The organism is Streptomyces sp. NPDC001822 (assembly GCF_042892135.1).
Lineage (GTDB): Bacteria > Actinomycetota > Actinomycetes > Streptomycetales > Streptomycetaceae > Streptomyces.
Genome location: NZ_JBIATW010000025.1, coordinates 15,568 through 41,092, shown reverse-complemented (window position 1 = coordinate 41,092; position 25,525 = coordinate 15,568). Strand labels below are relative to the sequence as shown.

At 73.8% G+C, this 25,525-nt stretch carries 16 protein-coding genes; 3 read left to right on the top strand and 13 right to left on the bottom strand.

Annotated elements, in window-relative coordinates:
• The first annotated feature begins 241 nt into the window (after window positions 1–241).
• Genes ettA through ACFYY2_RS33960 form a run of 3 tightly spaced genes read left to right on the top strand, consistent with a single transcriptional unit; the run spans window position 242 to window position 3,029 of the window.
• Window positions 242–1,906, top strand: a complete 1,665-nt coding sequence (gene ettA / locus ACFYY2_RS33970) for an energy-dependent translational throttle protein EttA (RefSeq protein ID WP_329037366.1) — start codon at window positions 242–244, stop codon at window positions 1,904–1,906.
• 5 nt (window positions 1,907–1,911) lie between these two features.
• Window positions 1,912–2,334 carry an acyl-CoA thioesterase gene (locus ACFYY2_RS33965; protein WP_388750382.1) on the top strand — a complete coding sequence of 141 codons (423 nt, stop codon included), beginning with the start codon at window positions 1,912–1,914 and terminating at the stop codon, window positions 2,332–2,334.
• A complete protein-coding gene (locus ACFYY2_RS33960; RefSeq protein WP_388750379.1) occupies window positions 2,331–3,029 on the top strand; it encodes a hypothetical protein in 699 nt (232 codons plus the stop codon). The genes ACFYY2_RS33965 and ACFYY2_RS33960 overlap by 4 nt, the downstream gene beginning before the upstream one ends.
• A gap of 1,452 nt (window positions 3,030–4,481) precedes the next feature.
• Here the strand turns inward: ACFYY2_RS33960 and ACFYY2_RS33955 are convergent.
• From ACFYY2_RS33955 to ACFYY2_RS33895, 13 genes are all read right to left on the bottom strand, one after another.
• Window positions 4,482–5,438, bottom strand: a complete 957-nt coding sequence (locus ACFYY2_RS33955) for an ABC transporter ATP-binding protein (RefSeq protein WP_388750376.1) — start codon at window positions 5,436–5,438, stop codon at window positions 4,482–4,484.
• On the bottom strand, window positions 5,435–8,206 hold the full coding sequence (locus tag ACFYY2_RS33950; protein WP_388750373.1) for an ABC transporter permease: 2,772 nt from the start codon (window positions 8,204–8,206) through the stop codon (window positions 5,435–5,437). Before ACFYY2_RS33950 ends, ACFYY2_RS33955 begins: the two co-directional genes overlap by 4 nt.
• 1 nt (window position 8,207) lies before the next feature.
• On the bottom strand, window positions 8,208–11,525 hold the full coding sequence (locus tag ACFYY2_RS33945) for an FtsX-like permease family protein (protein WP_388750370.1): 3,318 nt from the start codon (window positions 11,523–11,525) through the stop codon (window positions 8,208–8,210).
• 237 nt (window positions 11,526–11,762) lie between these two features.
• Complete coding sequence (locus ACFYY2_RS33940) at window positions 11,763–12,167, bottom strand: globin (protein WP_388750368.1); 405 nt, start codon at window positions 12,165–12,167, stop codon at window positions 11,763–11,765.
• A gap of 97 nt (window positions 12,168–12,264) precedes the next feature.
• Window positions 12,265–13,578 (bottom strand): FHA domain-containing protein, encoded by a 1,314-nt coding sequence (locus ACFYY2_RS33935; protein ID WP_388750366.1) that lies wholly within the window; start codon window positions 13,576–13,578, stop codon window positions 12,265–12,267.
• 107 nt (window positions 13,579–13,685) lie between these two features.
• Entirely contained in the window at window positions 13,686–15,047 is a 1,362-nt protein-coding gene (locus ACFYY2_RS33930; RefSeq protein WP_388750364.1) for a VWA domain-containing protein, read from the bottom strand.
• A gap of 129 nt (window positions 15,048–15,176) precedes the next feature.
• Complete coding sequence (locus ACFYY2_RS33925; protein WP_388750361.1) at window positions 15,177–16,526, bottom strand: protein phosphatase 2C domain-containing protein; 1,350 nt, start codon at window positions 16,524–16,526, stop codon at window positions 15,177–15,179.
• A gap of 2 nt (window positions 16,527–16,528) precedes the next feature.
• Window positions 16,529–19,249, bottom strand: a complete 2,721-nt coding sequence (locus ACFYY2_RS33920; protein WP_388750359.1) for a tetratricopeptide repeat protein — start codon at window positions 19,247–19,249, stop codon at window positions 16,529–16,531.
• Entirely contained in the window at window positions 19,246–20,583 is a 1,338-nt protein-coding gene (locus ACFYY2_RS33915) for a hypothetical protein (protein ID WP_388750356.1), read from the bottom strand. The genes ACFYY2_RS33920 and ACFYY2_RS33915 overlap by 4 nt, the downstream gene beginning before the upstream one ends.
• A 44-nt stretch (window positions 20,584–20,627) precedes the next feature.
• Window positions 20,628–21,662 carry a glutamate ABC transporter substrate-binding protein gene (locus ACFYY2_RS33910; protein WP_388750353.1) on the bottom strand — a complete coding sequence of 345 codons (1,035 nt, stop codon included), beginning with the start codon at window positions 21,660–21,662 and terminating at the stop codon, window positions 20,628–20,630.
• Window positions 21,663–21,673: 11 nt separating this feature from the next.
• On the bottom strand, window positions 21,674–23,062 hold the full coding sequence (locus ACFYY2_RS33905) for a hypothetical protein (RefSeq protein ID WP_388750350.1): 1,389 nt from the start codon (window positions 23,060–23,062) through the stop codon (window positions 21,674–21,676).
• A 232-nt stretch (window positions 23,063–23,294) separates the two neighbouring features.
• On the bottom strand, window positions 23,295–24,269 hold the full coding sequence (locus ACFYY2_RS33900; protein ID WP_388750347.1) for an N-acetylglucosamine kinase: 975 nt from the start codon (window positions 24,267–24,269) through the stop codon (window positions 23,295–23,297).
• A complete protein-coding gene (locus tag ACFYY2_RS33895; protein WP_388750345.1) occupies window positions 24,260–25,525 on the bottom strand; it encodes a 6-phospho-beta-glucosidase in 1,266 nt (421 codons plus the stop codon). Before ACFYY2_RS33895 ends, ACFYY2_RS33900 begins: the two co-directional genes overlap by 10 nt.

Sequence of the window (25,525 nt, the reverse complement as noted above, 5' to 3'; positions counted from 1 at the left end):
GCTTCCTCGGCCCCTGCGGCTTCCGGCTCCCTCGGATCTCGAAATCCATCGCACCCCTTGAACTGGGGTGTTGCGACGATCCCTAGAACCCAAGCATCCGTACCGGGCCCTCCCGCTTCCCGGCGGTCCGGCCGGGGGTGCCGGGCCGGTACCGGGGACCGGACGGGTTTCCGTCCGGGTGCGGACGTCAGGCAAGATGGGTGTATCTGCCCACACCTCTATTGCTGCCGGACGGTTTCTCTTGGCTGAGTTCATCTACACCATGCGCAAGACGCGCAAGGCGCACGGCGACAAGGTGATTCTCGACGACGTCACCCTGAACTTCCTGCCCGGCGCGAAGATCGGTGTCGTGGGGCCCAACGGCGCCGGTAAGTCCACGGTGCTGAAGATCATGGCGGGCCTGGAGCAGCCGTCCAACGGTGACGCGTTCATCACGCCCGGCTTCAGCGTCGGCATCCTCATGCAGGAGCCGAAGCTCGACGAGTCGAAGACCGTCCTGGAGAACGTCCAGGACGGCGCCGCCGAGATCATGGGCAAGCTCAAGCGCTTCAACGAGGTCGCGGAGCTCATGGCGACCGACTACTCCGACGCGCTCATGGACGAGATGGGCAAGCTCCAGGAGGACCTGGACCACGCCAACGCGTGGGACCTGGACGCGCAGCTGGAGCAGGCCATGGACGCCCTTGGCTGCCCGCCCGGCGACTGGCCCGTCAACAACCTCTCCGGCGGCGAGAAGCGCCGTGTGGCGCTCTGCAAGCTGCTCATCGAGGCCCCGGACCTGCTCCTCCTCGACGAGCCCACCAACCACCTCGACGCCGAGTCGGTGAACTGGCTGGAGCAGCACCTCTCGAAGTACGCGGGCGCCGTCGTCGCCGTGACGCACGACCGGTACTTCCTGAACAACGTCGCCGAGTGGATCCTCGAGCTCGACCGCGGCCGCGCCCTGCCCTACGAGGGCAACTACTCCACGTACCTCGACAAGAAGGCCACCCGCCTCAAGGTCGAGGGCCGCAAGGACGAGAAGCGCGCCAAGCGGCTCAAGGAGGAGCTGGAGTGGGTCCGCTCCAACGCCAAGGGCCGGCAGACCAAGTCCAAGGCGCGTCTCGCACGCTACGAGGAGATGGCGGCCGAGGCGGACAAGATGCGGAAGCTGGACTTCGAGGAGATCCAGATCCCGCCGGGCCCGCGACTGGGCTCCATCGTCGTCGAGGTCGAGAACCTCTCCAAGGCCTTCGGTGACAAGGTCCTCATCGACGACCTGTCGTTCACGCTGCCGCGCAACGGCATCGTCGGCATCATCGGTCCGAACGGCGCGGGCAAGACCACGCTGTTCAAGATGATCCAGGGCCTGGAGACGCCGGACTCCGGCGCCATCAAGGTCGGCGACACGGTCAAGATCTCCTACGTCGACCAGTCCCGCGCCAACATCGACCCGAAGAAGACCCTCTGGGCCGTCGTGTCGGACGAGCTGGACTACATCAACGTCGGCCAGGTCGAGATGCCCTCGCGGGCGTACGTCTCCGCGTTCGGCTTCAAGGGCCCGGACCAGCAGAAGCCGGCCGGTGTCCTCTCCGGTGGTGAGCGCAACCGCCTCAACCTGGCGCTGACGCTCAAGGAGGGCGGCAACCTGCTGCTCCTCGACGAGCCCACCAACGACCTCGACGTCGAGACCCTGTCGTCGCTCGAGAACGCGCTGCTGGAGTTCCCCGGAGCAGCGGTGGTCATCTCCCACGACCGCTGGTTCCTGGACCGCGTCGCCACGCACATCCTGGCGTACGAGGGCGACTCCAAGTGGTACTGGTTCGAGGGCAACTTCGAGTCGTACGAGAAGAACAAGATCGAGCGCCTCGGCGCGGACGCGGCCCGCCCGCACCGCGCCACGTACAAGAAGCTCACGCGAGGCTGATCGACTTGGCCCGTCACATCTACAGCTGCCCGCTGCGCTGGTCGGACATGGATGCCTTCGGCCACGTGAACAACGTGGTCTTCCTCCGCTACCTGGAGGAGGCGCGCATCGACTTCATGTTCCGGCTGGCGCCGGGGGACGGTTCGCCGTCCTTCTCGGGCGGTTCCGTCGTGGCCCGGCACGAGATCGACTACGTGCGCCCGCTGGTCCACCGGCACGCGCCGGTGACCATCGAGTCCTGGGTCACGAAGATAACCGCCGCGTCGCTCACCATCGCCTACGAGGTGAAGGACCCCGGGCAGGTCTACGTGCGGGCGTCGACGGTCGTCGTGCCGTACAACCTGGCCGAGGAGCGGCCGCGGCGGATCACGGCCGAGGAGAAGCACTTCCTGCAGGAGTACCTCGACCAGGAGCCCGCCGTCGTATGACAGTGCCTGTACGGTCACTGCGGTTCGCCGACGCGAGGGAGGCGGCGGACCTCGCCGCCTTCCTCGGCAGGCTGCTGCACTACGACCGGGCCGCCGCCGTCCGCCTCCAGGCGGGCGGCGGCGCGCTCGCGGTCTTCGGCCGGCCGCCGTCGTTCGAGGTCCTCGCGATCCGTACGGTCCGGCTGTCCGGCTCGCACGACTTCGACCTCACCGTGTCGGCCGGGGAACTCCTCGAAGCGCTGGACACGGACGGGGCGGACGACGACGCGGCCGGTGTCGGCGCGCTCCCGGTGCCCGTGACCGGGCCCCCGTGGACCGGGGTGCTGCCGCCGCGCGGCGGCTGGCGGGAGCGCACCGGACTGCCCGGGCCGGTCGGCCTGCGCACCGCGCTCGCCGACGCCGTGGCCGAGTTCCGGTCCCGCGACGCGGCGCTCCCGGAGGACCGGCGCACCAGGACGGAACGCGACCTGATCGGCCGCGACATCTGGTCCCGCACGGTCGGGGAGACGGAACTCCCGCTGCGTGCCGTGCACGCCGCTCAGTCGCTCGGTTTCCTGCGACCCGCGCCGGACTTCCCGGTCGCGCTGCTCACCGCCGGTTCCTGGATGCGGCTGCGCACGCCGTACGGGTCGATCGCCGTGCGGGGCGCGGGCGGTGGCCTGGGGGCCCTCGCCGTGACCGTCGGGACCGTCTGAGGCCACCCGGCACCGGGCGTTCCGGGTGGGCACCAGCCGGGTCCGCCCCGGGGCCGCCCGGGGCCCGCCGCCCAGCCCTCCGGGGTGTCGACCGCACGGACCCCGTCTCCCTCGGCCCCGGCGCCGGTGGCGTCGAGGAAGTCGGCGACGGCGGGGACGCGGCGACGCCGGCCGAGTTTCTGCCGGAGGCCGTCCAGGGCGCGGCTGCCGCGTGCCGAGGTGACGCCTCGCATACGGGCGACCGCGATGTGGGCGGTCGCGACGGCGGCGTCGACATCGCCGAGGGCGAGGTGCGCTTCGGCGAGGCGGGCGAGGTAGATGGCGTGTGCGCGCGGGAACTCGTCCCCGGCGTACGCCTCGTCGCGTGCGTGGTGGGCGCCGGCGGCGTCCTGGAAGTGCTGGAGGGCCTGGCGGGGGTTGCCCAGGTCGAGCGCGGAACTGCCGAGCAGTTGGTGGGCCTCTCCCAGGTTGAACCAGTACACGCACGCGGGGTCGTCGGCGACGGGGCCCGCATGGGCGTAGACGTCGAGGGCGGCGTTCGCCGACCGAGCCGAGGCGCGGGCGTCGCCGGCACGGGCGTGAGCCCGGCAGGCGCGGGCGTGGAGCATGGCGGTCATCCGGGCGGAACCGATCTGCGGTGCCGTGGCCAGGGCCGCTTCGACCAGGTCGGCCGCACCGCGTGGATGGCCCGTCGAGTACTGCTGAATCGCCCAGAAGGCCAGCGTGTTCGCGGCGACGACCGGATCGTCCGCGCTGGCGGCTGCTCGCAGAGCGGTGGCGAAATAGCGTTCGGACACGGCGATCCGGCCGCTGTCGTAGGCCGTCCAGGCGGCGGAGCGTGACGCCTCGGCGGCGGCGCCGAACAGTCGCCGTCCGACCTGCTCGCTGTACGAGGCGTTGCGGATGGCGCGGGTGATGAAGGGGAGTTCGGCCCGGACCACGTCGTGGACCGCGCCCGAACCCACGTGGTCGTCGAGGTGGCGTAATCGGTCCAGGCGGGCTTCGAACCGCTCGGGGACGCCGGCGTCGATGCGGCGGCCCGTCGCGGGGGGCGAGGCACCGGCGGGTGCGGTGCCGGACCACTGGGTGAGTGCGCTGCCGAGGGTGACGGATGTGGTGATCAGGAACCTTCTGCGGTTCACCGAACCTCCTGCGGTCTCCATTGCGTGCAGGGGTGCCGTGGTGGTCCACGGGTGTGGGGAGAACGGCTGTGCTTCGTCTGGCGCCGCGAGTGAGAGCCGGGCCCCGGCCGGCCGTGCGCGAGGACGGCTCGGGGAGGGATGTTCTCTGGCGCTGCCATGGGGTGCTGAGTGCGGATGCCGGGCACGTCAGCCGGTCACCCAGCGTGACCTCTTGTTCTTGCGATGCCCCATCCGCCGTTGCCTCATGCGCCGGTGACGCTCTGTCACCCGAAAGGTGTGTCCCGTACGTCGTCGGCGTGCCCCATCGGCATCATCCGCCCGCCGAGTCCGGCCACACCCCGATGTGGTCCTGCTCCAGTTCGAGCATCACGCGGTGCTCCATCCCGAGCGCCTCGGTGTAGTCCGCCGGGAGCTGCAGCCGGCCCGCCCGGTCGAGCATCGCGTACTCCCGGGCCACCTGGGACTCCTGCCCCGTCGCGGCGTCCACCTCGGTGCGCCGCAGCACCTCGGACGACGTGCGGCCGTCGCGGATCGCGACCGTGCGGCGCACCTCGCTCGCCACGGCCTGGTCGTGGGTGACGATCACGATCGTCGTGCCGAGTTCCTCGTTGGCCCTGCGGAACGCCGCGAACACCTGCTCGCCCGTCGCCGAGTCCAGCTCGCCTGTCGGCTCGTCGGCGAGCAGCACCGAGGGGTTGTTGGCCAGTGCCACCGCGATCGCGACCCGCTGCTGCTGCCCGCCGGACATCTGCGCGGGGCGGCGGTCCCGGCAGTCCGCCACCTCCAGCATCTCCAGCAACGACTCGGCGCGCGCGGCCCGTTCGCGGTTCCGGCCGCCCCCGCGCAACTGCATCGGGAGCGTGATGTTCTGGGCGGCGGTCAGATACGACAGCAGATTGCGGGAGGTCTGCTGCCAGACGAAGCCGACGACGTCGCGCCGGTAGCGCAGCCGTTCCTTCGGGCCCATGGCGAGCAGGTCGCAGCCCGCCACCTTCGCCGAGCCGGCGGTGGGGACGTCGAGGCCGGCCAGAATGTTCATCAGGGTCGACTTCCCGCTCCCCGACGCCCCGACGAGCGCCATCAACTCGCCCTTCGTGACCAGCAGATCGAGTCCCTGCAGCGCCTGCACCTCCACCCCGTCCGCCGAGAAGACGCGCACCAGCCGGTCGCAGGCGATCAGGGAGTCGTGTCCGTACGACGGCCGGTCACGGCGCGCCGCCGCCCGCTGCTCCAGTTCCGCCAGGGTGGTCTCTGTCGACGATGTCACCGGGTGTCTCCTGCCCTGAGTTCCTTGATCGATCCGCGGCGGCCCGCCCACCACGCCTGGACGCCGGCCACGGCGCCGGCGAGGACGACCACGCCCAGTGCCGGGAGCGCCAGCGAGCCCGGGTCCGCCCGCAGCGAGGCGGTGTGCGCCGCTCCCGGGCGTCCGCCCGCCAGCGCCAGCGCCGCCAGGTCGATGCCCGGTGCCAGCAGGGCGATGGTCGCCCAGCCGACGAGGAGCCCGCCGGACGCCGCCAGCAGCGCCTGCGGCATCGCCTCGAACGCGAGGAGCCGCCGGCCCTGCCGGGTGGTGAGCCCCATGGTGCGCAGCCGGGCCAGGAGCGTGGTGCGCTCCGGCGCGGTCTGCAGCAGGGAGAGGAGCACGGCGAGCAGCGCGTATCCGGCGCCCGCCGCGACAGCCGCCCCGTAGATCTGTTCGGCGCCCGTCTGCAGCGGGGTGTCCGTGAACACCCCGCGCTCGACCGCCCGTATCCGTACCGCGTACTCCGGACCCGCCGCACGTGCCGCCGCCCGCAGCTGGGCTCCGTCGAGTGACGAACCGGTGACCAGCAGGGTCGTGGGCCGGTCCATGGAGGGCGCCGCCGAGTCCACGATCAGGAACTCGGCGTCGCTGACCGCGGACGTCCGCGGGAGGACGGCGGCCACCCGCACGCGGATGTCCCCGGCCTGCGACCGGACGGTGTGCGGCCGGTCCCCGAGCCGCTTCGCGAGTGCCGGTGAGGCCACCGCGGGCAGCACCTCGCCCTTGCCCGCGGTCTCCTCCAGCGCGTCCGCCGGGAAGGCGGGCAGTCCGGTGTCGCGGGCGAGCCGTGCGTAGGAGCCCGGTTCGACACCGATCAGGGTCACGTGCTTCGTGTCCGACCTGACGTCCGCGGACGCCGCCAGCGGGGTCGTGTACTCGATGCGCACGGCCGCGACGCCCTCGGCGCCGTCCATCGCCCGCACCCTGCGTACGACGTCGTCCGGGACCGGGTTCAGCGCCCCCTCACCGCTGATCCGGGCGTCGGCGCCGACCGCCCGCAGCGCGGCGGCGTCCCGCGCGTCGGCGATCCCGGCGAGGACCGAGCCGCCGAAGGCCGCCGTGGTCAGTGCGACCAGGAGGGCCAGCAGGGGCAGGGTTCCGCTCGACGGGGCACGGCCGGCGCGGGCCAGCGAGAGGAAGCCGACCGCACCGCGCAGCCGCGCCACGGGGCGCGACGCGAGCCGCAGCGGCAGGGGATACAGGCGTACCAGCACGAGCGCGGCGATCAGGCCCACCAGGACCGGGGCCGCACTGATCAGGAGGTCGGTCCCCGACCCGGGCGACGTGCCCCGTCGGCGCAGCGCGGCGACCGCGCCGACCGCCAGGACGAGCAGCGTCAGCTCGGCGACCGTGCGCCGTCGGGAGGGCCGGGCGTTCACCACGTCGTCGCGGGCACCGTGGAGCAGCGGCCTGCGGTGGTGCAGCGTCGTGCGGAGCGGCAGCACCACACAGACCAGGGCCGCGACGGCGCCGGCCGCCAGCGCGGCGGGCAGGAACCGCGCCTGGGGGACGAGCAGCACGGCCAGCAGCAGGCCCAGCGCCGCCGCGGGAAGGACGGCCACGGCGGTCTCGGCGAGCAGCCGCCCGCCGATGCCCCTCAGCGACCCGCCGCGCGAGCGCAGCAGGGCGAGTTCGTGGTGACGGCGGGCGCCGATCAGCCCACCGGTCATCAGCAGGACGACGGCGGCCACCGCGCCGATCCCCATCGCGGCGACCGTGACGACGGAGTCGATCGCGGCACGCGTCGCCAGGTGGGCTTCGGCGATGGCGTCCAGGTCGGTGGTGAGCGCGGTGTTCGGGCCGGCGATGTCGCGCAGCTTCAGGAGCCCGGGGCCGTTCTCCGTCACGGCCACGGCGGTTCCCAGGCGGGACGCGTCGGCCGCGGTGAGGTCCGAGACGTCCGGGGCGAAACGCCAGTAGAGCTCGGGCTCGCTCATGGTCGCCAGCAGCGCCGGCGCGGCGTCCGGCGGCAGCAGCAGCGTGGCCCTCCAGAAGAAGACGGGGGTCCGTGACCCCGGGTCCCTGACCAGGGAGGGGGCGCGGAACAGCGGGTCCACCGCCCAGTAGCCGCTCTCCGGCCGCAGCGGTGCGACGATTCCCGTGATCCGTACGGTGAGCGGTGCGCCGCGCGTGGTGGGCACGGAGATCGTGGAGCCCGGCCTCATCCGCAGCTCCGCCGCGGTCTCCGCGGTGACGGCGGCCTCGACCTCGCGGGAGTCCTGGGTCACCCGGCCGTGCACGACCGGCCGGCGTCCCGAACGCAGGGTGCTGTGCTCGGGGAGCGCCGACGGTGCCGCGTAGGTGAACCGGGGCGGCAGCGCGTCGGGGCGCGGCAGCCAGGGCTCCTGAGCCGCGACGGGCTCCGTCGTGTGCACCCCGTACGAGGAGCGCGGCAGGTCGGCCCGCAGCGGAGCGGGGAACGCCCCGGCCAGTGCCCGGTCCGCCTCCGCCAGGGCGTCCTCACGCATCGCGTGCTCGCGGACCGACGGGGCCTGGCCGAGCGCCGGCGGTGGTGTCGTCACCTCCAGGACGCTCTGCCCGGGCCGGGCGGCCGTGATGTCGTGGCGCAGCGCCTTCGTCCCGTAGGCGTCCACGGCGCGCGGGAACGCGGCGGCCAGGAAGGCCGTCAGCAGGACCAGGACCGCCAGGGCGGCGGAGATTCCGGGGGCGGTACGCAGCCGGGTGCGCACCCAGGGGGCGCAGGCGGCCTGAATCTTGGTGGCGTTCATGTCAGTTGTCCCCCTGGTGGCGCAGCGACACCGCGGGATCGGCGCGGCGCAGTGTGATCGCCGCGACGAACAGCAGCGGCAGCGCGGCGACCGAGGCCAGCAGGACGGCGACCTGACCGGCGGGCAGCAGCACCAGCACATCGGGCACCGGCCTCGCCGCCTGCCCGGTGAGCACGACGAGCGGCACGACGGCCCTGGTCAGCGCGGCCCCGAGAGCGAGCCCGATCAGCAACGCCAGGGCGATCAGGACCCCTTGCTCGGCCGCCAACATGCGGGCCAGGCGGCGGCGGGGCGCGCCCAGCGCCCGCAGCACCGCGAACTCGGCGGCCCGCTCGCGCTGCGAACCGACGAGCCCCACGGCGAATCCGACCGCCGCCAGGGCCGCGGCCACGACAGCGGCCGCCAGCAGCGCCGACTGCGGCCCCGCCCCCAGCGGATCGTCCGCGAGTTCCCGCGCGACCTCGTCCCGCACCCGCACCTGCGCCGGGTCCGTGTCGGGCAGTGCGCGCAGCTCCGCCGCCACCTCCGGGCCCCCGCCGGGCGCGGTGCTCAGCCACCACTCGGTGGGGGCGAGCGTGGCCCCCGACCGGTGGGCGAGCACTTCGGACACGGCCCTGAGGTCCAGCAGCAGGGCCCCGCCGGGCTTGACCGACGCGTCGGCGACCGCACCCCCGGCGGCCGCGCCCGGCCCGGTGGTCGGCAGTTGCCGCACGGACTTCACCAGCGTCACCCGGACCGTGTTGCCCGCCAGCGTCAGGTCGACCTCCTGGCCCGGCCGGGCTCCCGCGTACTTCAGGTACGCGTCCGTGGCCACCGCCTTCAGCGCCGGGGCCGCGGGACGGTCCGCGGTGATCCGCAGGGTGCCGACCGGCTCACCCGCCCAGAATCCGCCGTCCTCCGTGTCGGCACCGGTGCCGTAGCGGAAGGCGGGCGAGGAGCCCGAGCCGGTGACCGCCTCGGCCTTCTCGCCGGGGCGGGTCTCACCGGCCTCGGTCACCGTCGCGGCGGCGTGCCAGCGCACCCCGTCCGAGGCCGGCACCGGCCGCTCGACGCCGCCGGCGGTGAGCGCGCGCATCCTCGTCACGGAGACCAGACGCTCCTGCGGCGTCCCCGGCACCTGGCCGTCCACCTCGAAACCCGTCACCGCCAGCCGGCCCGACGCGGACACGGGGAAGGACTTCGGGTGCACACGCCCGTCGGCGGGGACGGTTCCGGCGCCCACCCGGTAGCCGATCCCGTAACGGTCCTCCAGCAGCACGCTCACCAGCGGCGCCGCCCGGGACGGGGACGTCCCGTCGGCCGCCGGGGTGCCGCCGATCCGCAGGTCGAACAGCACCCGCGTGCTGCCCTCGGGCAGGACGACCCCGGTCCGCTCGGTCCTCGGTGGTGCCACCGCGTCGAAGAGCTCCTGCGGCGACGTCCCCGAGAGGTCCTCGCGCAGCAGCAGCCGGTCGTCCGCGTGGGCGGTGTCCAGGGCGACTATCTCGGCCGTCCGGCCGTTGGACAGGCCGGCCGTCGTGCGGAACGCGGGAGCGGCCTGCCGCACGCCCGGCAGCTCCGAGTAGGGGGCGGCGTTCGCCGGGTCTCCGGAGAGCCCGCCCACCATGCGCACCGAGGCACCCGACCTGAAGTCCGCCTGGTCGTCCTGCGACCGGTCCCACGACGCGCTCTGCCCGATGGCCAGCATGCCCATCGCGACCGAGAGGACCAGCAGCAGCACCGGGCCGGCGCCGCGCAGCGGGCGACGGCTGAACTGCCAGCCGGCCAGGGCCGCCGACAGTCCCCGGCCGCTCGCGGCACGACGCTCCGCGAGCCTGGCGGCGGGCGGGAGCAGCCGCAGCGTCAGCACGGTCCCGGCGAGCAGGGCCAGGGCGGGAGCGGCGACCAGCAGCGGGTCGATGCCGAGTTCGCCGCCGCGGTCCCCGGTGAGCGCGCCACCGCCGGACGCCCCGGTCTGCCGGTCCAGCTGCCAGTACGCCACCCCCGCGATCACCAGCAGCCCGATGTCGGCGCCCGCCCGCACCGGCACGGGCAGCGCGGAGCCGCGGCCGCTCCGGCGGCCGCTCCCGACGGCGGTGAGCGCGGGTGCGACCACCGCGAGCGCGCACATCAGGGCCACGGCGGCGGCCACCAGCCAGACCGTGCCGTCCACCCCGCCGTCGAGCCGCAGCCCGATCCGGCCGAGCTCGCTCCGCCGCGCCAGCAGCCGTGTCAGCGGCCCCGCGAGCAGCGGGGCGACCACGGCGGCGGGCACCGCGAGCAGCAGCGCCTCGATCGCGGCGAGGGAGGCGATACGGCCCCGCGAACCGCCCCTGGCCCGCAGGAGTTCCGTCTCGCCGCCGCGTTCGCCGCTCAGCAGCCTGGCCACGAGGAGCAGCGCGTAGCCGGCGAGCAGGACGAGCTGAACGGCGACGATCATGATCGTGGAGCGGGACACCAGCAGGGCCCGCTCGATCTGGTCGATGACGGCCGGCAGCGAGGTCCGTACCGCCGGGCCGTTCCCGAACACCCCTGACGCGGCCAGGGTTCCGGGGCCGGCCTTCGACGCCTTGCGCAGGGCCGCGGTGCGGTCCGTGGTCATCGTGGCGAAGTCGGCGGCGGCCACCCACGCCAGCGGACCGGCGCTGACGCGGGCGGAGCCGACGACGGCCGGGTCCGCCAGCAGCGGGCCGTAGGTGGTGAAGACGACGTCGCGGACACCGCGCCCGCCGAGCGGGTCGAGCCGCCAGTAGGGATCGGCCAGGTCGGAGGCCTCGTAGAGCCCGGTGATCTCGATCTTCAGCGGGGCCCCGCCCACCCGGTCGGTCAGGGTGAGCGTGGAGCCCGGCTTCAGTTTCAGGGCGCCGGCCGCGGCACGCGGCAGCGCCACCTGCACGGGGGCGCCCGCCGCACCGGCCCCGGCGTCGGGCATGCGCCCCTCCGTGAGGCGCACCCGGCTGCGGTCCAGCGAGGCGAGATGCGTCAGATCGGGCTCACCGCGCTGCCCGGCTGCCGTCCGGGGGGCGCGCGGCAGTGCGTACGGGCCCGAACTCTCCAGCTTCCGCACGGTCACCGGCAGCCCGTCGAACGTGTCGTGGGCCGCCCGGCGCACCAGGGCGTCGGCCTCGTCGCGTCGCTCGCGGTCCACGTCGGCGGAGACGAAGAGCGAGGCCTGTTCCGCGGAACGGTGCGTGAGCGTGTGCCGCAGCGCGGCGTCGCCTATGGAGCCGGAGAACGCGGTGAGCGAGGCCAGGACACAGGTGGTGAGCAGGACGGCCAGCAGCGCAGCGGCGAGCAGGAGCCGGTGCGCGCGCACCCGCAGAAAGACGAACCCCGTCACCTGTTCCCCCGCACCCTCAGCAGCCGTACGCCCTTCACGCCCCCCGGCGTCCCTCGGATGCTTTCAGAGTGCACGTGCTCCTGGAAACCGCTTGTGGGTGCACCTTGATGGGATCGTGACCGTTATGCGGCTATGGAGCACCGATTTCCGCACATGGCTGATCAGTCGGCTCCGGCACGGCCCGCTCCGGGACGGCCGGCTCGGGGCACCGTCCGCACGGTCCCGGTCCGCCCAGGATCAGTCCGCCGTGTTGATCATCGAGGCGGCGGCGTAGGTGAGGTAGTCCCACAACTGACGCTCGTGCTCGGGCGCGAGGCCGAGTTCGTCGAGCGCCACCCGCATGTGACCGAGCCAGGCGTCGTGCGCCGCCCGGTCCACCCGGAACGGGACGTGCCGCATCCGCAGCCGGGGGTGGCCCCGCTCGTCGCTGTAGGTGCGAGGGCCGCCCCAGTACTGCATGAGGAACAGCCTGAAGCGCTCCTCGGCCGGGCCGAGATCCGCCTCGGGGTACATCGGGCGCAGCAGCGGGTCCTCCGCCACGCCCTGGTAGAAGCGGTGCACCAGGCGCCGGAAGGTGTCCTCGCCGCCGACCTGCTCGTAGAAGGTCTGCTCCTGCAGCGTGTCGCGCGGAATGTCTGTCACAGGTCCATCGTCGCAGACGCGCGAGCGCACCGGCCGGTGACCGGGGTCCTGGGACCCGGTCACCGGCCGGTGCGCTCGCGCGTGACGGGCCGCGGAGTCAGTCGCGGCGGACCGTGATGGTCGTCCAGGCCCCGACGTGCACCTGGTCGCCGTCCTGGAGCGGGACGGGGACATAGGGCTGGATCGGGTCCTCGGCACCGTTCAGCGTGGTGCCGTTGGTGGAGTTCTGGTCGACGACCGCCCACGTGCCGTCGGGCTGCTGCACCAGCACCGCGTGCTGGTGCGAGACGCCCGGGTCCTCCGGCGGCACGGCCAGGTCGATGTCGGGCGACTCCCCGGTGCTGTGCCGGCGGCGGCCGATGGTGATCTGGCTGCCGGTGAGCGGAAGATGCTGCTCCGGGGAGTACGCGGGCAGGTTGAGGCCCGTCGCCTCGGGCCCGCTGCGCTGCATCATCGCCAGGAAGTAGTCGCGGTCCGGGGCGATCACGGCCGTCCAGGTGCCCGGCCCCTGCTCACCGCCGCCACCCTGTGCGGGGCCCTGGCCGGGGAACTGCTGCTGCGGGACCTGCGGCGGCCGAGGTGCCTGCGAGCCCTGCTGGAAGCCCTGCGGGGCCGGCTGCCGCGACGGCGGCGGCAGCATCCAGTCGTCGTCCCCACCGGGCTGCGGAGCCTGCGGCCGCGCCGGAGCGGGCGGCGCCGACTGCTGCTGGAAGGACGCCGGCGCCGGCGGCCCCTGGCGGTGCGGCTCGAACGGGGACGGGGCGCCTGAGGGGCTCTGCGTACCGGGGCCCCGGCCGCCCTGCTGCCCGTCGAACGGCGACGGCGGCTGCTGTGCCGGTCGCTCGAACTGCGACGGCTGCTGCTGCTCCTGCCGTTCGAACGGCGACGGTGACTGCTGCTGGAAGGAGGGCGGGGGCGGCGGCCCCTGCCGGAACGACGGCGGCGGACCGGGCCGGCCGCCCTGCTCGGGGGAGAGCGGTTCGGCGGGCCGGTTCACCTGCGAGGGCCGCGAGCCCTGGTACTCGAAGGGGTCACGCTGCTGCTGGGGCGGCGGGCCCTGCTGGGCCTGGAAGCCGGGCGGCAGGTTCAGGCCGGGCACGGGTCCGCCGGTGCCGCCCTGCGGTGCGAGCGGGGTGTAGGACGTCGCCGTGTTCGTGAGGAAGTTCCAGCGGCACTCCTCGCAGAACGGCGCCATCGCCTCACGCGGGGTGCGGCACTGCGGGCAGAGCTCGGCCTGGACGGTCGGCTCGCCGGCCCCGGGCCGCTGCGGATAGCCGTAGCCGGGCGCGGGCGGCGGAGGAGGCGGCGGCGGAACCGCGCCCGAGGGCGCGTCCGTCCCGGCCATGCGATGTCCGCAGACCTCGCACCAGTCCTCGGAACCCGACTGGTGTCCGTTCGGGCAGGTCGGCATGTCGGCGCTTCCCCCTCTCCTCGTCCGGCCCGGAGGCCGCCATGCTCGTCGGTGCGCCGTACGGCCGGTCGGCCTTCCGTACGGTTCTGTCGTTGTCGTTCGTGTGGCTATTTCTTGACACGAACGGTCTTGGTCGAGCGCGTTTCGAGTGTCATCTCGTCCGCTTCTGCGACCCTCGCTTTCAGTCGCACAGTACCGGTCGCCGCGTCCACGACGTCGACCACCTTCGAAAGCAGCTTCGCGGTATCGGCGTTTCCGGACGCCGAGGCGAGCTGTACCGCTCGGCCCAGTTTCGCCGTAGCGCCGTCGAAGTCACCCGATTTGCGTGCATCCAGTCCCTGTTGGATGACTTGTGCCAGTTCCGCCTGTCCTGTGTAGTGCGCCACCTGGGGGTTGATCGACGTGGACGCGGCCATGTCGTCCGTCCAGACGGCGCGCACCAGACCCTGCGAAAGCGTCTGCGGCGTGCCGCCGTCCGGCGGGGGCGGCAGGATCAGCGAGACCCTGGCGGCCAGCATCTCCTGGCCGATCCCGGCCTCCGGAACCCTGACGCAGACGTGGTAGTCACGGGATTCGTCGCCCCACGAACCGGTCGGGTAGTCCCCGGCGCGGGGCCCGGCCCCGGTCCGGCGGCCGGTCAGATCGGCGACCGTGGGCGCGACCTGCTTGACGAACGCGATCTCCACCCCGACGGGAGTCCAGAGGCGCAGCGCCACATCCGCGACCTCCTTGCCCATCGCGTTCTCCATCATCCGCGTGAAGTCCCCGGCGAGGCCCGCCGGGTCCGCGACGATGTCGGCCGTGCCGAGCAGGGCGGAGGCGATCGCTGTGACCTCTTTCACCTCCCAGTCGGTGCCCACACCTCTCGCGTCGCAGGTGAAACGGCCCGCGCAGGACTCCAGAGCGGCCCGCAGGTCCTCCGGGGACTCGTGCTCGTTGCGGCCGTCGGTGAGGAGGATGCCGTGCCGGATGCCGGCGTCGGCCGACCCGAGCAGCCGGTCCGCGAGCCGCAGCCAGGTCCCGACGGCCGTCCCGCCTCCCGCGCTCAGCCGGCGCAGGGCCTCCTTGGCCTCGGCCCTGGCCTGCGGACCGGCGGTCGCCAGCCGTCCGTTCCCCGGATAGACGTCCTTGGCGACGTGGGTGCCCGCGACCACGGCGAACAGGGTGCCGTCGCGCAGGGTGTCGATCGCCGCCGCGGTCGCGTCGCGCGCGTTGCGCATCTTCGTCGGCGGGTAGTCCATCGACCCCGAGCAGTCCACCATGAGCACCACGGCGGCGCCCGGCCCCGCCCCGGCTGAGTCCCTCGGCGCCGGTACCGCGTCGCCCAGCGGCACGCCGCCGGTCGTCCCCCCGCCGGTGGACGTGACGGTCACGATCGCGTTGACCTCGCGGCCGCCCTCGGGCAGGTAGGCGTTCTGGTACACCTCGACGGAGAACTGCGGCACGGTGGACTTGGAGAAATTGGCCATCTGATCGGCTCCTTGAGGCTCCACGTATGTCGGTCGAGGACAGGCGTGCGGGCAGGGGTCAGGACGTGGGACGGTCAGGGCGTACGACAGGACGGATCACGGGACGTGCCGGGCGGGACCGAACGTGGCTCAGGCCGATCCTGCCCCCGCGGGCGCCACGGCGAACGGCAGCAGGGCCACTGTTACGTTGTCGTGGCCCCCGCCGTCGAGCGCGTGACCCACCAGCACCCGGGCACCGTGCAGCGGCCGTTCCCGGGCGTCGCGGGGCAGGGCGGCGGCCATCTCCGCCGCGGCCTCCGCGTAGTTCCACAGGCCGTCGGTGCACACGACCACCAGCCCGGGGCGGTCCGGCTTGAAGGACGCGGTGTGCGGCTCCAGTTCGTACGCGTCGGCGCCCAGCCACCCCGTGATGGCGTGGGCGCGCTCGTCGGCGTACGCCTCCGCCTCGTTCATCAGACCGGTCGCCACCATCTGCGCCGCCCAGGAGTCGTCCTCCGTGAGCCGGGCCGGCGGGTGCGCGCGGTCCTCGGGCACCCAGTAGACACGGCTGTCGCCCACCCAGCCGACGATCAGCAGGCCGCCTGCCGCGATCGCGCCGACCAGGGTGCAGGCGGGGGCGTTCTGGTGGCGGTGCTGGTCGTGCTCCAGCGCCTGGCCGGGTTCCTGCGCGAGGGCGTTGACGGCCTCGGAGGCCGCCAGGATCGCCTCGTGCATCGCCTGTTGCGGATGCGTGCCGCGCGGCAGCGACTCCAGCAGGGCCTCGTTGGCGGCGCTCGCCGCCGCCGCGGACGCCTCGTCCGGACGGCTCGCCGACGAGACGCCGTCGCACACGATGGCCACCACGGCCGGCGAACCGTCCGGCAGGCCCGTGCAGGACACGGCGAACGCGTCCTCGTTCCGGTGGTGCCGCAGCCCGCGGTCACTGACCGCGGCCACGGAACCGAGCTCCTGCTCCATGTGGTCGCGCTCGCGGGGCTGGGCGTGGCCGCAGTTCTCGCAGTAGCCGTCGGGATCCACGTGACCCGAGCGGCAGGCGACGCAGACCTTCGCGGACGTTCCCCCCGCCGTGGCGTGTTCGGCCGTGCGGGGGTCCGGCGCGGCCGGTCCGAAGCCGGCCTCGGCGCCGTCGCGTCCGGCGCCCGGGCCGTCCGGCTCGTCGTGGCGGACGGCCGCCGGTGCCGAGGCGGCCAGGGGACGGCCGCCCGAGTCCACCCCCGGCAGGTCGGCCGGGCGGTGCGTGGGCGCCGGCAGGTCTGAGCTGTCCGTCTCGGACGCGGCCGGCCACTCCACCGGAGCGGCCGCCCCGGTCGCCACGCCCTGCGCCGGCACCGTGATGGCGACGGTGGGGCGGTCGCCGGGAGGAGCGGGCACGGCCGAGAGGTCGTATCCGCACGCCCCGCAGAACAGGTCGCCCGGCTCCAGCGGTTCCTCGCAGCTGGGGCACCCCGGCAAGGAGGCCCGCTGGTGGATCTGTGACATCTTCACACCCAGGTCCGGGGGCGGAAACGGTTGGCCCGCTCCACCAGTTCGATCCTCTCGTCGCCCCGCTGAGCGAGCCGGGCGAGTATCCGGTACGAGCGTTCGAGGCCGAACCTGAGGCCCCGCTCGTCCAGCTCACTGCCGAGCACCGTCCTCGGGCCCGCGGACGCGGGGGAGGACGGAGCGGCCGGCCGAGCCGTGGGACTACCGGAGAGTACCCAGTCGAGCGCCGTACCCAGCACCTCGGCCGACAACTGCTCGCGGCGCACCGCGTCCAGGCCGTACCCCTGCAACGCCGTCACCTGGTCCGCGGCCGCCGACAGGTCGTCGAGCAGCGGCTCGTGGGGCGCGCGTTCGCGCAGCCGGGCGCGCACCGCGGCCACCCGGGCCGCCGTGTAGTGGATCGACGACTCCGGTACGGACTCCAGGGTGCGTACCGCGCCGACGCGGTCCCCGGCGGCGATCTGGACCCGCGCCAGGCCGAACGCGGCGCTGACGAAGCTCGGATCGGTGGTCCACACCAGGCGGTAGTACTCCGCCGCGTTGTCGAGCTGGCCCAGCACCTCGGCGCAGATCCCCAGGGCCAGCTTCGGAGCCGGCTCTCCGGGGAAGGCGTCGTAGACCGCGTCGAAGGACAGCGCCGCGTTCTCCCGGTCACCGGTCACCAGGGACGTGATCCCGCGGTACCACACGACCCGCCAGTCGTCGGGGTGCTGACCCTCGACCGCCGTCAGGACCCGCACGGCGGAGTCGAGTTCGCCCGTCTCCAGGCGGGCCCGGAGCTCCCGGAGCCGGGTCTCCGGCGAGGCGGCCGGCACGGAGTGCAGCGCAGGGATCAGCTCGGCGGGCGCCGAAGCCATCAGGCCGGCCAGGAATCCCGCGTTCGGGTCCCCCGGGTCGACCCGGGGGACCGGGAGGGCCAGCGCGGTGGCCCGCGCGTCGAACACGGCGAGGCGGGGGCCGGCACCCGGGTACGCGGCGGGGAGCGGCGCGGGGCCCGGGGCCGGTGCGCGCGGGGCCGGTACGGCGGCCCGTGCCGGTGCGGCGCCGGCCGTGCCCGCCCGCACGTGGGTGTCCGGCGCGTACACCGGAGCCGCGCCCGGGGGAGTGCCCGGCGGGGCCGCGGGGCCGAGCGGCGGGGGGAAGGCGGGGGCCGGAGCGGGGACGGGAGGCACCGGGGCCGCCGTGCGGCGCCGCCCGGAGCGGACCCGTCCGGCTCCCGGGCCCCGCCGGGCGCCGAGCGCCGACGCGTCGCGCGCGGGCTCGGCGAACAACTCGGTGTCCGTCACCCGCACTTCCGTCCCGAAGAGCGTCGAGAGCGCCGGACGCGGCCTGCCCGTCTGCAGCGCGACCACCTCGCGCAGCACACCCGTCAGCTGCTCGGCCATCTCCCCGGCGGAGGAGAACCGGCGGGCCGGATCCGGGTCGGTGGCGCGCACGAGGAGCCGGTAGAAGGACTCGTACCGCCGGAACACGTCGATGTTGTCCGGGTCGGGCAGCGAGTCCACGAAGACGTTCGTGTAGCCCTGGAAGTCGAAGGTGAGGACCGCGAGCGTCCGGGCGACCGTGTACAGGTCGGAGGCGACGGACGGGCCGGTCTCGGCGACCTCGGGGGCCTGGTAGCCGACCGTCCCGTAGATGGCCGACTCGTCGTCGTCCATCCTGCGCACCGCGCCCATGTCGATGAGCTTGAGCTGGTCCTCGGTCTGGATGGCGTTGTCGACCTTGAAGTCGCAGTACAGCAGGTTGCGGCTGTGCAGGTGGCCGAGCGCCTCCAGCGCCTCGATGCCGTACGCGCAGGCCTGCTCCACCGGCAGCGGGTCCCGCTTCCCGGCCGGGGTGCGGCGCTCGTTGGCGATCTCCTTGAGCGCCTTGCCGCCGACGTACTCCATGACGATGTAGCCGTCCAGCGAACCGGTGCGCTGGTCCAGGTGTTCCACGAAGTTGTAGATGCGGACGATGTTGGAGTGTTCGATCTCCGCGAGGAAGCGCCGCTCGGAGATGGCCGCCGCCATCGCGTCCTGGTCACCGGTGTCCAGCAGACCCTTGAGCACCACCCAGCGGTCGGAGACCGCGCGGTCCACCGCCAGGTAGACCCAGCCGAGCCCGCCGTGCGCCAGGCAGCCCGCCACCTCGTACTGCCCGTGCACGATGTCGCCGCCGCGCAGCTTGGGCACGAAGGAGTACGGATGGCCGCACTTGGTGCAGAACCCCTCTGTGCGACCTGCCCGTTCGCCGCGGGAGCGGCCCACCGGGGCGCCGCAGTCGGACCGTGAGCAGAATCGCTTCCTCTCGGGGACCTCGGGATTCTCCATCACCGCCGTACGCGGATCGGGCCTCGGTACGTCCGGGACGAGGACGAGCCCCACGCCCAGCCTGCCGCGCCCGGAGGCGGAGGCCGTCGAGGTCCCCGAGGAGCGGACCGACACCGAACGCGAGCCGGAGGAACCGGACAGCGAACGGGAGAGCCGCCCGGAGACCGAACGCCGGGAGGTCGACGAGCGGGACGACGCCCGCGACGACGCACCCGAGCCGGACCGCTGCGAGGCACTGCCGCTCCCCCGGCTCCCGGCCCCGCCGCCCGCGACACCCGTGGGCGGCGAACTCACCATGCCCGTCGGGGACACGACCGGTGCGAGACCGCACGTGTCGCAGTACAGCTCACCGCCGCCCATGTCCTCGTAGCCTCCCCCGCACCCGGGGCGCTGGCACTGCGTACTCATGATGTCTCCCCCTGTCCGTCGTGCCCGCCCCGGGAGCGCGGTGTCAGCAGATCGGTCGCCGCCTGCTGGTAGCGCAGCACCGCCTGTCCGGCGACGCGCAGATCGCACGGGGCGCTCCACAGCATGCGGCGGGCCGCGTCGTAGCGCTCGGTCAGGAGCGGATCCTCCGCCAGACCGTGCCGGGCCACCTTCGCCCGGTAGGCGTCCAGCCTGCCGCGCAGCTCCGCCCGGACCGCGAGCGGCGCCGTGACCGACGTCAACGACTCCCGGGCGCGCATCAACTCCTCCTCCGCCTCGCGCTCCAGCGAGTCGAGCAGCGGCGACAGCCGGTTCCACTGGGCGTGCCTGCGGTACTCCGACGCGGCCTCCAGCCGCTCGTGCAGCGCGGTGGGCGGGCCGCTCACCGCGGGCACCTCCGAGGCGGCGATCTTCGCCAGCACCTCACCGCGCGCCGAACGCGCCTCGGTGAGCGTACGGTTCGCGCGCGACAGCAGGTCACGCACCTGGGCCAGGCGCTGCTCGGCGTCCTGCCGGACCGCGAGCACCGCCTCGATCTCCCGGCGCACGTCCTCCAGGGCACGCGCCGCCCGGTCGTATCGCGTGGTGTCGGGACGCCCCCCGCCGGGTGCGGCACTGCCCGGACCCGGCACCCAGAACGCCAGCGGATCGGAGATCACCTGCGCCCGCAGCGCCGTCAGTTCCCCGGCGATCGACACCAGGTCGTCTCCGGCCGGATGCTCCCCCGGACGCACGCCGACGGAGTGCGCCAGCGAGCCGGTGCGGCGCAGCTCGGCGGCCAGCAGGTCTATCCGGGCGGGCAGCGCCGACCACACGGAGTCCGCCGAGAGGACCATGTCCAGCGCGTGGGCGTACAGGTCGTTCATCCGGGCGACCAGTTCCTCCAGCGTGAACCGCTCGGAGAGCCGGGCGGGACCCGTGAGCGGGGCCCCGGGGCCGGCCGCTCCCTGGTTCGCCACGGTCACCCCGTCGCCGCGCAGCAGGTCGGTCAGGGCCATCAGGTCGCTCCTGCCCGGATAGCGGCGCCTGCCCCGGATCTCACGGGCCGAGGCCAGCGCCGCGGCGTAGGCCTCGAAGTACGTCCACAGCAGCGTGATCGACTGTTCGGCGGAGGCCCAGCGCTCCTTGGTGACACCGGTCAGCCCGGCGCCCTCCAGGAGCCGGCGGCCGGCATGCTCCTCCAGGGCGAAGAGCGAGGTCTCGATGGCCTCGTGCTCCGCGCCGAGCCGGGCCAGCGTACGGTCCGCCTCGTCCCGGCCCATGACCGGGCCGGGGGGCCTCCCCGCGAAGCTGGGGAAGGATCCCGCCACGCCCATCGATCACCTCTCCGCTCGATTCGCCGGGCCGGGGCCCGGACTGGTCAGTTGCTCCGGTACTTCGGAGCCGGGGGTCCGGTGATCCCCGGCAGGCCCGTCGCCAGCCACTTGCGGTACGACACCATCCAGGGGCTGTCCGCCCCGCCCCGGCGGTAGTCGACCAGCACCTTGTTGATCCGCGCCACCAGGTCGTCGGCGCCGAGCTTGGCGGCGACGCCGTAGTACTCCGTGGTGAACGGCTTGTCGCCCTTGAGCTCCACCGCCGGGTCCTGCGCCGCCTGGCCGGCCGCCAGCGCGTTGTCCGTGACCACCGCGTCGACCTCGCCGAGCTGCAGCCGGACCAGGCAGTCCAGCTGGTTGGGCACGGTCAGGCGGTCGGGGTCCTGCGCGGTGCCTTCGTCCTCGTCCTCGAACACCGCGCCGAAGGACTTCCCGTGCAGCGCGTCGTTCGCCGTGGAGCCCTCGGCCGTGCAGACCCGCTTCCCCTTCAGCGAGTCGTCGTACCCGCTGATGTCCGAGTCCTTCGGGGCGAGCACCTGCTGACCGGCCTGGAAGTACGCCGTGGAGAACGCGACCTGGTCGAGACGCCTGCAGTTGATCGTCATCGTCCGCACGACGACGTCGACCCGGTCGTGCTCCAGCGCCGCGATGCGCTGGTTGGTCGGTATGGCGCGGAAGATCACCGCGTCGGGATCGCCGAGCAGGTCCTCGGCGATGGCCCGCACCAGGTCGATGTCGAACCCTTCGAGCGTGCCGGTCTCCGGATTGCGGTACCCCCACCGGAAGCTGTTCTGGTCGACACCCGCTATCAGCTTCCCGCGCTCGCGGATCTTCGCGATGTTCGGGCCGTCGGCGCCCGACGGGGGGAGGCTCGCCTCCGGATCCTCGCAGGTGTCGGCCTTCAGCGGCATCGTCGCGCCGGCGCCGTGGCCGGCGCCCGCGGCACCGAACGTGCCGTCGCCGTGCGCGAGCGGCAGCAGCGTCAGGCAGGCCGTGACGGCGCAGGCCACCGCCATGCCCGTCACGCCGCCCCAGCCGCGCAGCCTGCCGCGTGCGGCCCAGCCTTTCGCCCCGGTCATCGCTCGTCCCCTCACCGGTACTCCGAGAGCCTGCGGTTGACCCCGACGATCGCGGCGACCGCACCCAGCACGGCGAGGACGGCGGCCCCGGCCGGCAGCCCGCCCAGCGCCCCGCGCCCGCTCCTGGCAGCGGCGTCGAACTCGCCCTGCTCATGGGCGAGCGCCTGCCGCAGCGCGCCGTCGACCAGTTCGAAGCACTCACCCGTGGAGCCCTCCGGACCGATGATCTGCTTCAACGCACCGTCGTAGTCGCCCCGGTCGTCGGTCGTCCGGGCCTTTTTGTGGCGGTCCTGCCACTCGGACACACTGGTGATGGCACTCGCCACCGGCTTGCTCCCACTGGAGTCGTCGGCGAGCTCCTCCGCGTCGGCGAGCTGCGCGGCGAGGGCCTTCATTCCCGTGCCGTAGTCGGTCTCGTACTTGTCGCGCGTGCCGTCCGGGGTGAGCACGGCGCCCCGGGCGACCAGCGTGAGGTTCTCGTTGGCGCGTGCCTTCAGGGAGTTGATCCTGGCCTTGTTCAGGACGTCGAGGGACTCCTGTCCGTGGACCATCGCGTCGCGCATCTCGGCCCTGGCCACCGTGTGCCCCACGGCCAGCCACAGCAGCACCACCGTCGCCGCCGCCGTCGCGGCGAGCAGCCCGTGGTTGAGGACGCGGTTCGTCCTGCGGTAGTTGCGCCGCTGCATCCACACCAGTGCGGCCAGCGCCACGATGCCCGCGGCCAGCGAGAGGAACGGCCACCTGCGGGCGTCGGACGAGTCGGTGCCGAGCCTGCCGGTCTCCGCGGCGTACAACCGCTCCGCCGCGGGCAGGAGTTCGTTCGTCATCTTCTGGTTGGCGTACCGGAGGTAGGCGCCGCCGAGCGGAAGCCCCTGGCGGTTGTTGGCCCGCGCCCGCTCGACGAGGCCCGTGTACTCGGGCAGCAGCTCTCCCAGGGTGGTGATCTCCCGGTGCGAGGAGGTCGAGGCGTCGGTGCTCGCCGCGGCCCTCACCAGGAGCCGGGAGGCCTCCTTGATGTCCCGCTCGTACTGCGCGTGCACGTCCTCGGGCTCCTGAGCCCCCGCCAGGAAACCGCTCGCCGCCATCGTGTCCGCGTCGGCCAGCGAACGGTAGATGTCCGCCGCGTCCGCGCTGAGCGGCTGGCTGCGGGTCACCACGTCGTGCGCGGCCTCGGCCCGGTCCGCGATCTCCAGATACGTGACCGCGCCGAACACCAGCACCAGCAGGGCGAGTACGGCGCCGTAGATCTGCAGCCGGCCCGGCTCGGTCGTCGCGGCGGAGCGCAGCCGCTCGACGGCCACGGCCCGGGCGCCACGGCGCTGCGCGGGTACGGTCGCGGGTGCGGCCCGCGGCCCCGGCGCGGGCTCATGCGGCGCGGTCCCGCTCGGCGGGTATGTCACTCGACCTCCCCCTCGGTCACCGACGACGGCCCCGGCCCCCTGCCGAGGAGGGCTGATGCCCGGCCAGAAGTATGGCCGTAAGGACCGGTATTCACCAGGAACAACCGGATCCCGCACCGGATCGATCTCCCCCCACCATGAACACGTATGGCGCGACGGATCGGTTCCCGTGCGGAAGGGGCGCCGCGCGGCGCCGAAGCCGCGTGACGCCCCCACCTGCGGTGCCATTGTGTCAGGCGTAGTACGAGCGCAGCCTCCCGTGGGCCGCCGGAGGCGCCGCCACGTGGTCGAGCCCGAGCAACGCGGCCCCCAGCACCGGGGGCTGGGCGACCACCCGCACCACCGCCCCGGGGGCGCGTCCGGCGAGCAGCTCCGCGATCCGGCCGTCCAGCCGGGGGTGCCGAGCCGCGAGCACGCTGCCCCCCAGCACCACGGGAACCTCCTCGGCGAGCAGACCGAGCCGGCCCATCGCGACGGACGCCATCGCGACGACCTCGTCCGCCAGCCGGTCCACCAGGGCGCCCGCCACCGGGTCCCCGGCGGCGCTCGTCGCGAACAGCACCGGAGTCAGCTCGTGGCGGCGGCCGTCGGGGATCAGCCCCCTGTGCAGCGCCTCGATCAGCTCGTACATCGAGCCGAGCCCGAAGTGCCCCGGCAGCGCACGGGCCAGCTCCGTCGGCTTCCCGCGGCCGTCCTCGGCCCGCGCGGCGAACCACAGCGCCTCGTCCGCGAGCCCCGAACCGCCGCCCCAGTCACCCGATATGCGTCCGATCGCGGGGAAGCGCGCGGTGCGGCCGTCGGGCACCATGCCCACGCAGTTGATCCCGGCGCCGCACACGACGGCCACCCCGCGCGGCTCGTCCACCCCCGCGCGCAGGATCGCGAAGGTGTCGTTGCGCACCTCCACCGTGCCGCCCCATCCCCGCCGCAGCAGAGCCTCGGTCAGCTCGGCCTCCTCGACGGGGAGATCGGCGTTGGCCAGGCACGCCGACACGTGGGCGACGCCGGCGACGTCCTCCTCGCACCGCGCGAGCGCCTGCCCGACCACCGCCGCCAGGATGTCGACGGCCGGCTCCACCCCGACGACCGGCGGCTGGAAGCCGCCGCCGCGCGCCGTGGACAGGACCGTGCCGTCCTCGCCGATCAGTGCCACATCGGTCTTGCTGTTCCCCGCGTCGATGGCGAGGACCGATGCGTTCACGCCCACGGCAGGTGCTCCCGGTTGTGCGCGATCAGCTTGTCCGTGAGCGCCTCGGCGTACTCGAACTGGCCCACGAGCGGGTGCGAGAGCAGCGCCTTGAACACCCGGTCCCGGCCGCCGCGCAGGGCGGCGTCCAGCGCCAGGTCCTCGTACGCCGTGACGGACCCGACGAGCCCCGCGTAGAGCGGGTCGAGCGCGGGGACCGCGAGGGGGACGGCGCCCGCGCCGTCGACGCGCGCCTGCACCTCGATCACCGCGTCGTCCGGGAGGAACGGCAGCGTGCCGTCGTTGCGGGTGTTGACCACCTGCACCGCGGAGCCGCCCCCGCCGAGCAGGGAGGCCGCCAGGTCGACGGCCGCCTCCGAGTAGTAGGCCCCGCCGCGCTTGGCGAGCAGTTCCGGCTTCTCGTCCAGCGCCGGATCGCCGTACATGGCCAGGAGTTCCTTCTCCATCGCGGCGACCTCCGCCGCCCGGGACGGCTTCGTGCCGAGCTCCCGGACGACCTCGTCGTGCGCGTAGAAGTACCGCAGGTAGTACGAGGGGACGACACCGAGCCGGTCCACGAGCTGCCGGGGCATGCGCAGGTCGCCCGCGATCGTGTCGCCGTGCTCCGCCAGCAGCTTCGGCAGGACGTCCTCGCCGTCCGGGCCGCCGAGGCGCACCCCGAGCTCCCACGAGAGGTGGTTGAGACCGACGTGGTCGAGGTGCACCTCGCGCGGAGCGACGTCCAGCAGCCGCGCGAACTTCCGCTGGAAGCCGATCGCGACGTTGCACAGCCCCACCGCCTTGTGACCGGCCTGGAGCAGTGCCCGGGTCACGATGCCGACCGGGTTGGTGAAGTCGATGATCCAGGCGTCCGGGTTGGTGCGCCGGACCCGCTCGGCGATGTCCAGGACGACCGGCACCGTGCGCAGCGCCTTGGCGAGGCCGCCGGCCCCGGTGGTCTCCTGGCCGACGCAGCCGCACTCCAGCGGCCAGGTCTCGTCCTGGTTGCGCGCGGCCTGCCCGCCGACGCGCAGCTGGAGCAGCACCGCGTCCGCGCCCTCCACCCCCGCGTCCAGGTCGGCCGTGGTCGTGATCCGCCCCGGATGGCCCTGCTTGGCGAAGATCCGCCGCGCCAGGCCGCCGACGAGCTCCAGCCGGTCGGCCGCCGGGTCGACGAGCACGAGCTCCTCGATGGGCAGGGTGTCCCGCAGACGTGCGAAACCGTCGATCAGTTCGGGTGTGTAGGTGGACCCGCCACCCACTACTGCGAGCTTCAT

What these genes read in the sequence shown, in the direction of transcription:
- ACFYY2_RS33960 (WP_388750379.1), top strand. Translation starts at nt 2,331, where the DNA reads ATGACAGTGCCTGTACGGTCACTGCGGTTCGCCGACGCGAGGGAGGCG.
- ACFYY2_RS33950 (WP_388750373.1), bottom strand. Translation starts at nt 8,206, where the DNA reads ATGAACGCCACCAAGATTCAGGCCGCCTGCGCCCCCTGGGTGCGCACC.
- ACFYY2_RS33935 (WP_388750366.1), bottom strand. Translation starts at nt 13,578, where the DNA reads ATGCCGACCTGCCCGAACGGACACCAGTCGGGTTCCGAGGACTGGTGC.
- ACFYY2_RS33930 (WP_388750364.1), bottom strand. Translation starts at nt 15,047, where the DNA reads ATGGCCAATTTCTCCAAGTCCACCGTGCCGCAGTTCTCCGTCGAGGTG.
- ACFYY2_RS33925 (WP_388750361.1), bottom strand. Translation starts at nt 16,526, where the DNA reads ATGTCACAGATCCACCAGCGGGCCTCCTTGCCGGGGTGCCCCAGCTGC.
- ACFYY2_RS33920 (WP_388750359.1), bottom strand. Translation starts at nt 19,249, where the DNA reads ATGAGTACGCAGTGCCAGCGCCCCGGGTGCGGGGGAGGCTACGAGGAC.
- ACFYY2_RS33915 (WP_388750356.1), bottom strand. Translation starts at nt 20,583, where the DNA reads ATGGGCGTGGCGGGATCCTTCCCCAGCTTCGCGGGGAGGCCCCCCGGC.
- ACFYY2_RS33910 (WP_388750353.1), bottom strand. Translation starts at nt 21,662, where the DNA reads ATGACCGGGGCGAAAGGCTGGGCCGCACGCGGCAGGCTGCGCGGCTGG.
- ACFYY2_RS33895 (WP_388750345.1), bottom strand. Translation starts at nt 25,525, where the DNA reads ATGAAGCTCGCAGTAGTGGGTGGCGGGTCCACCTACACACCCGAACTG.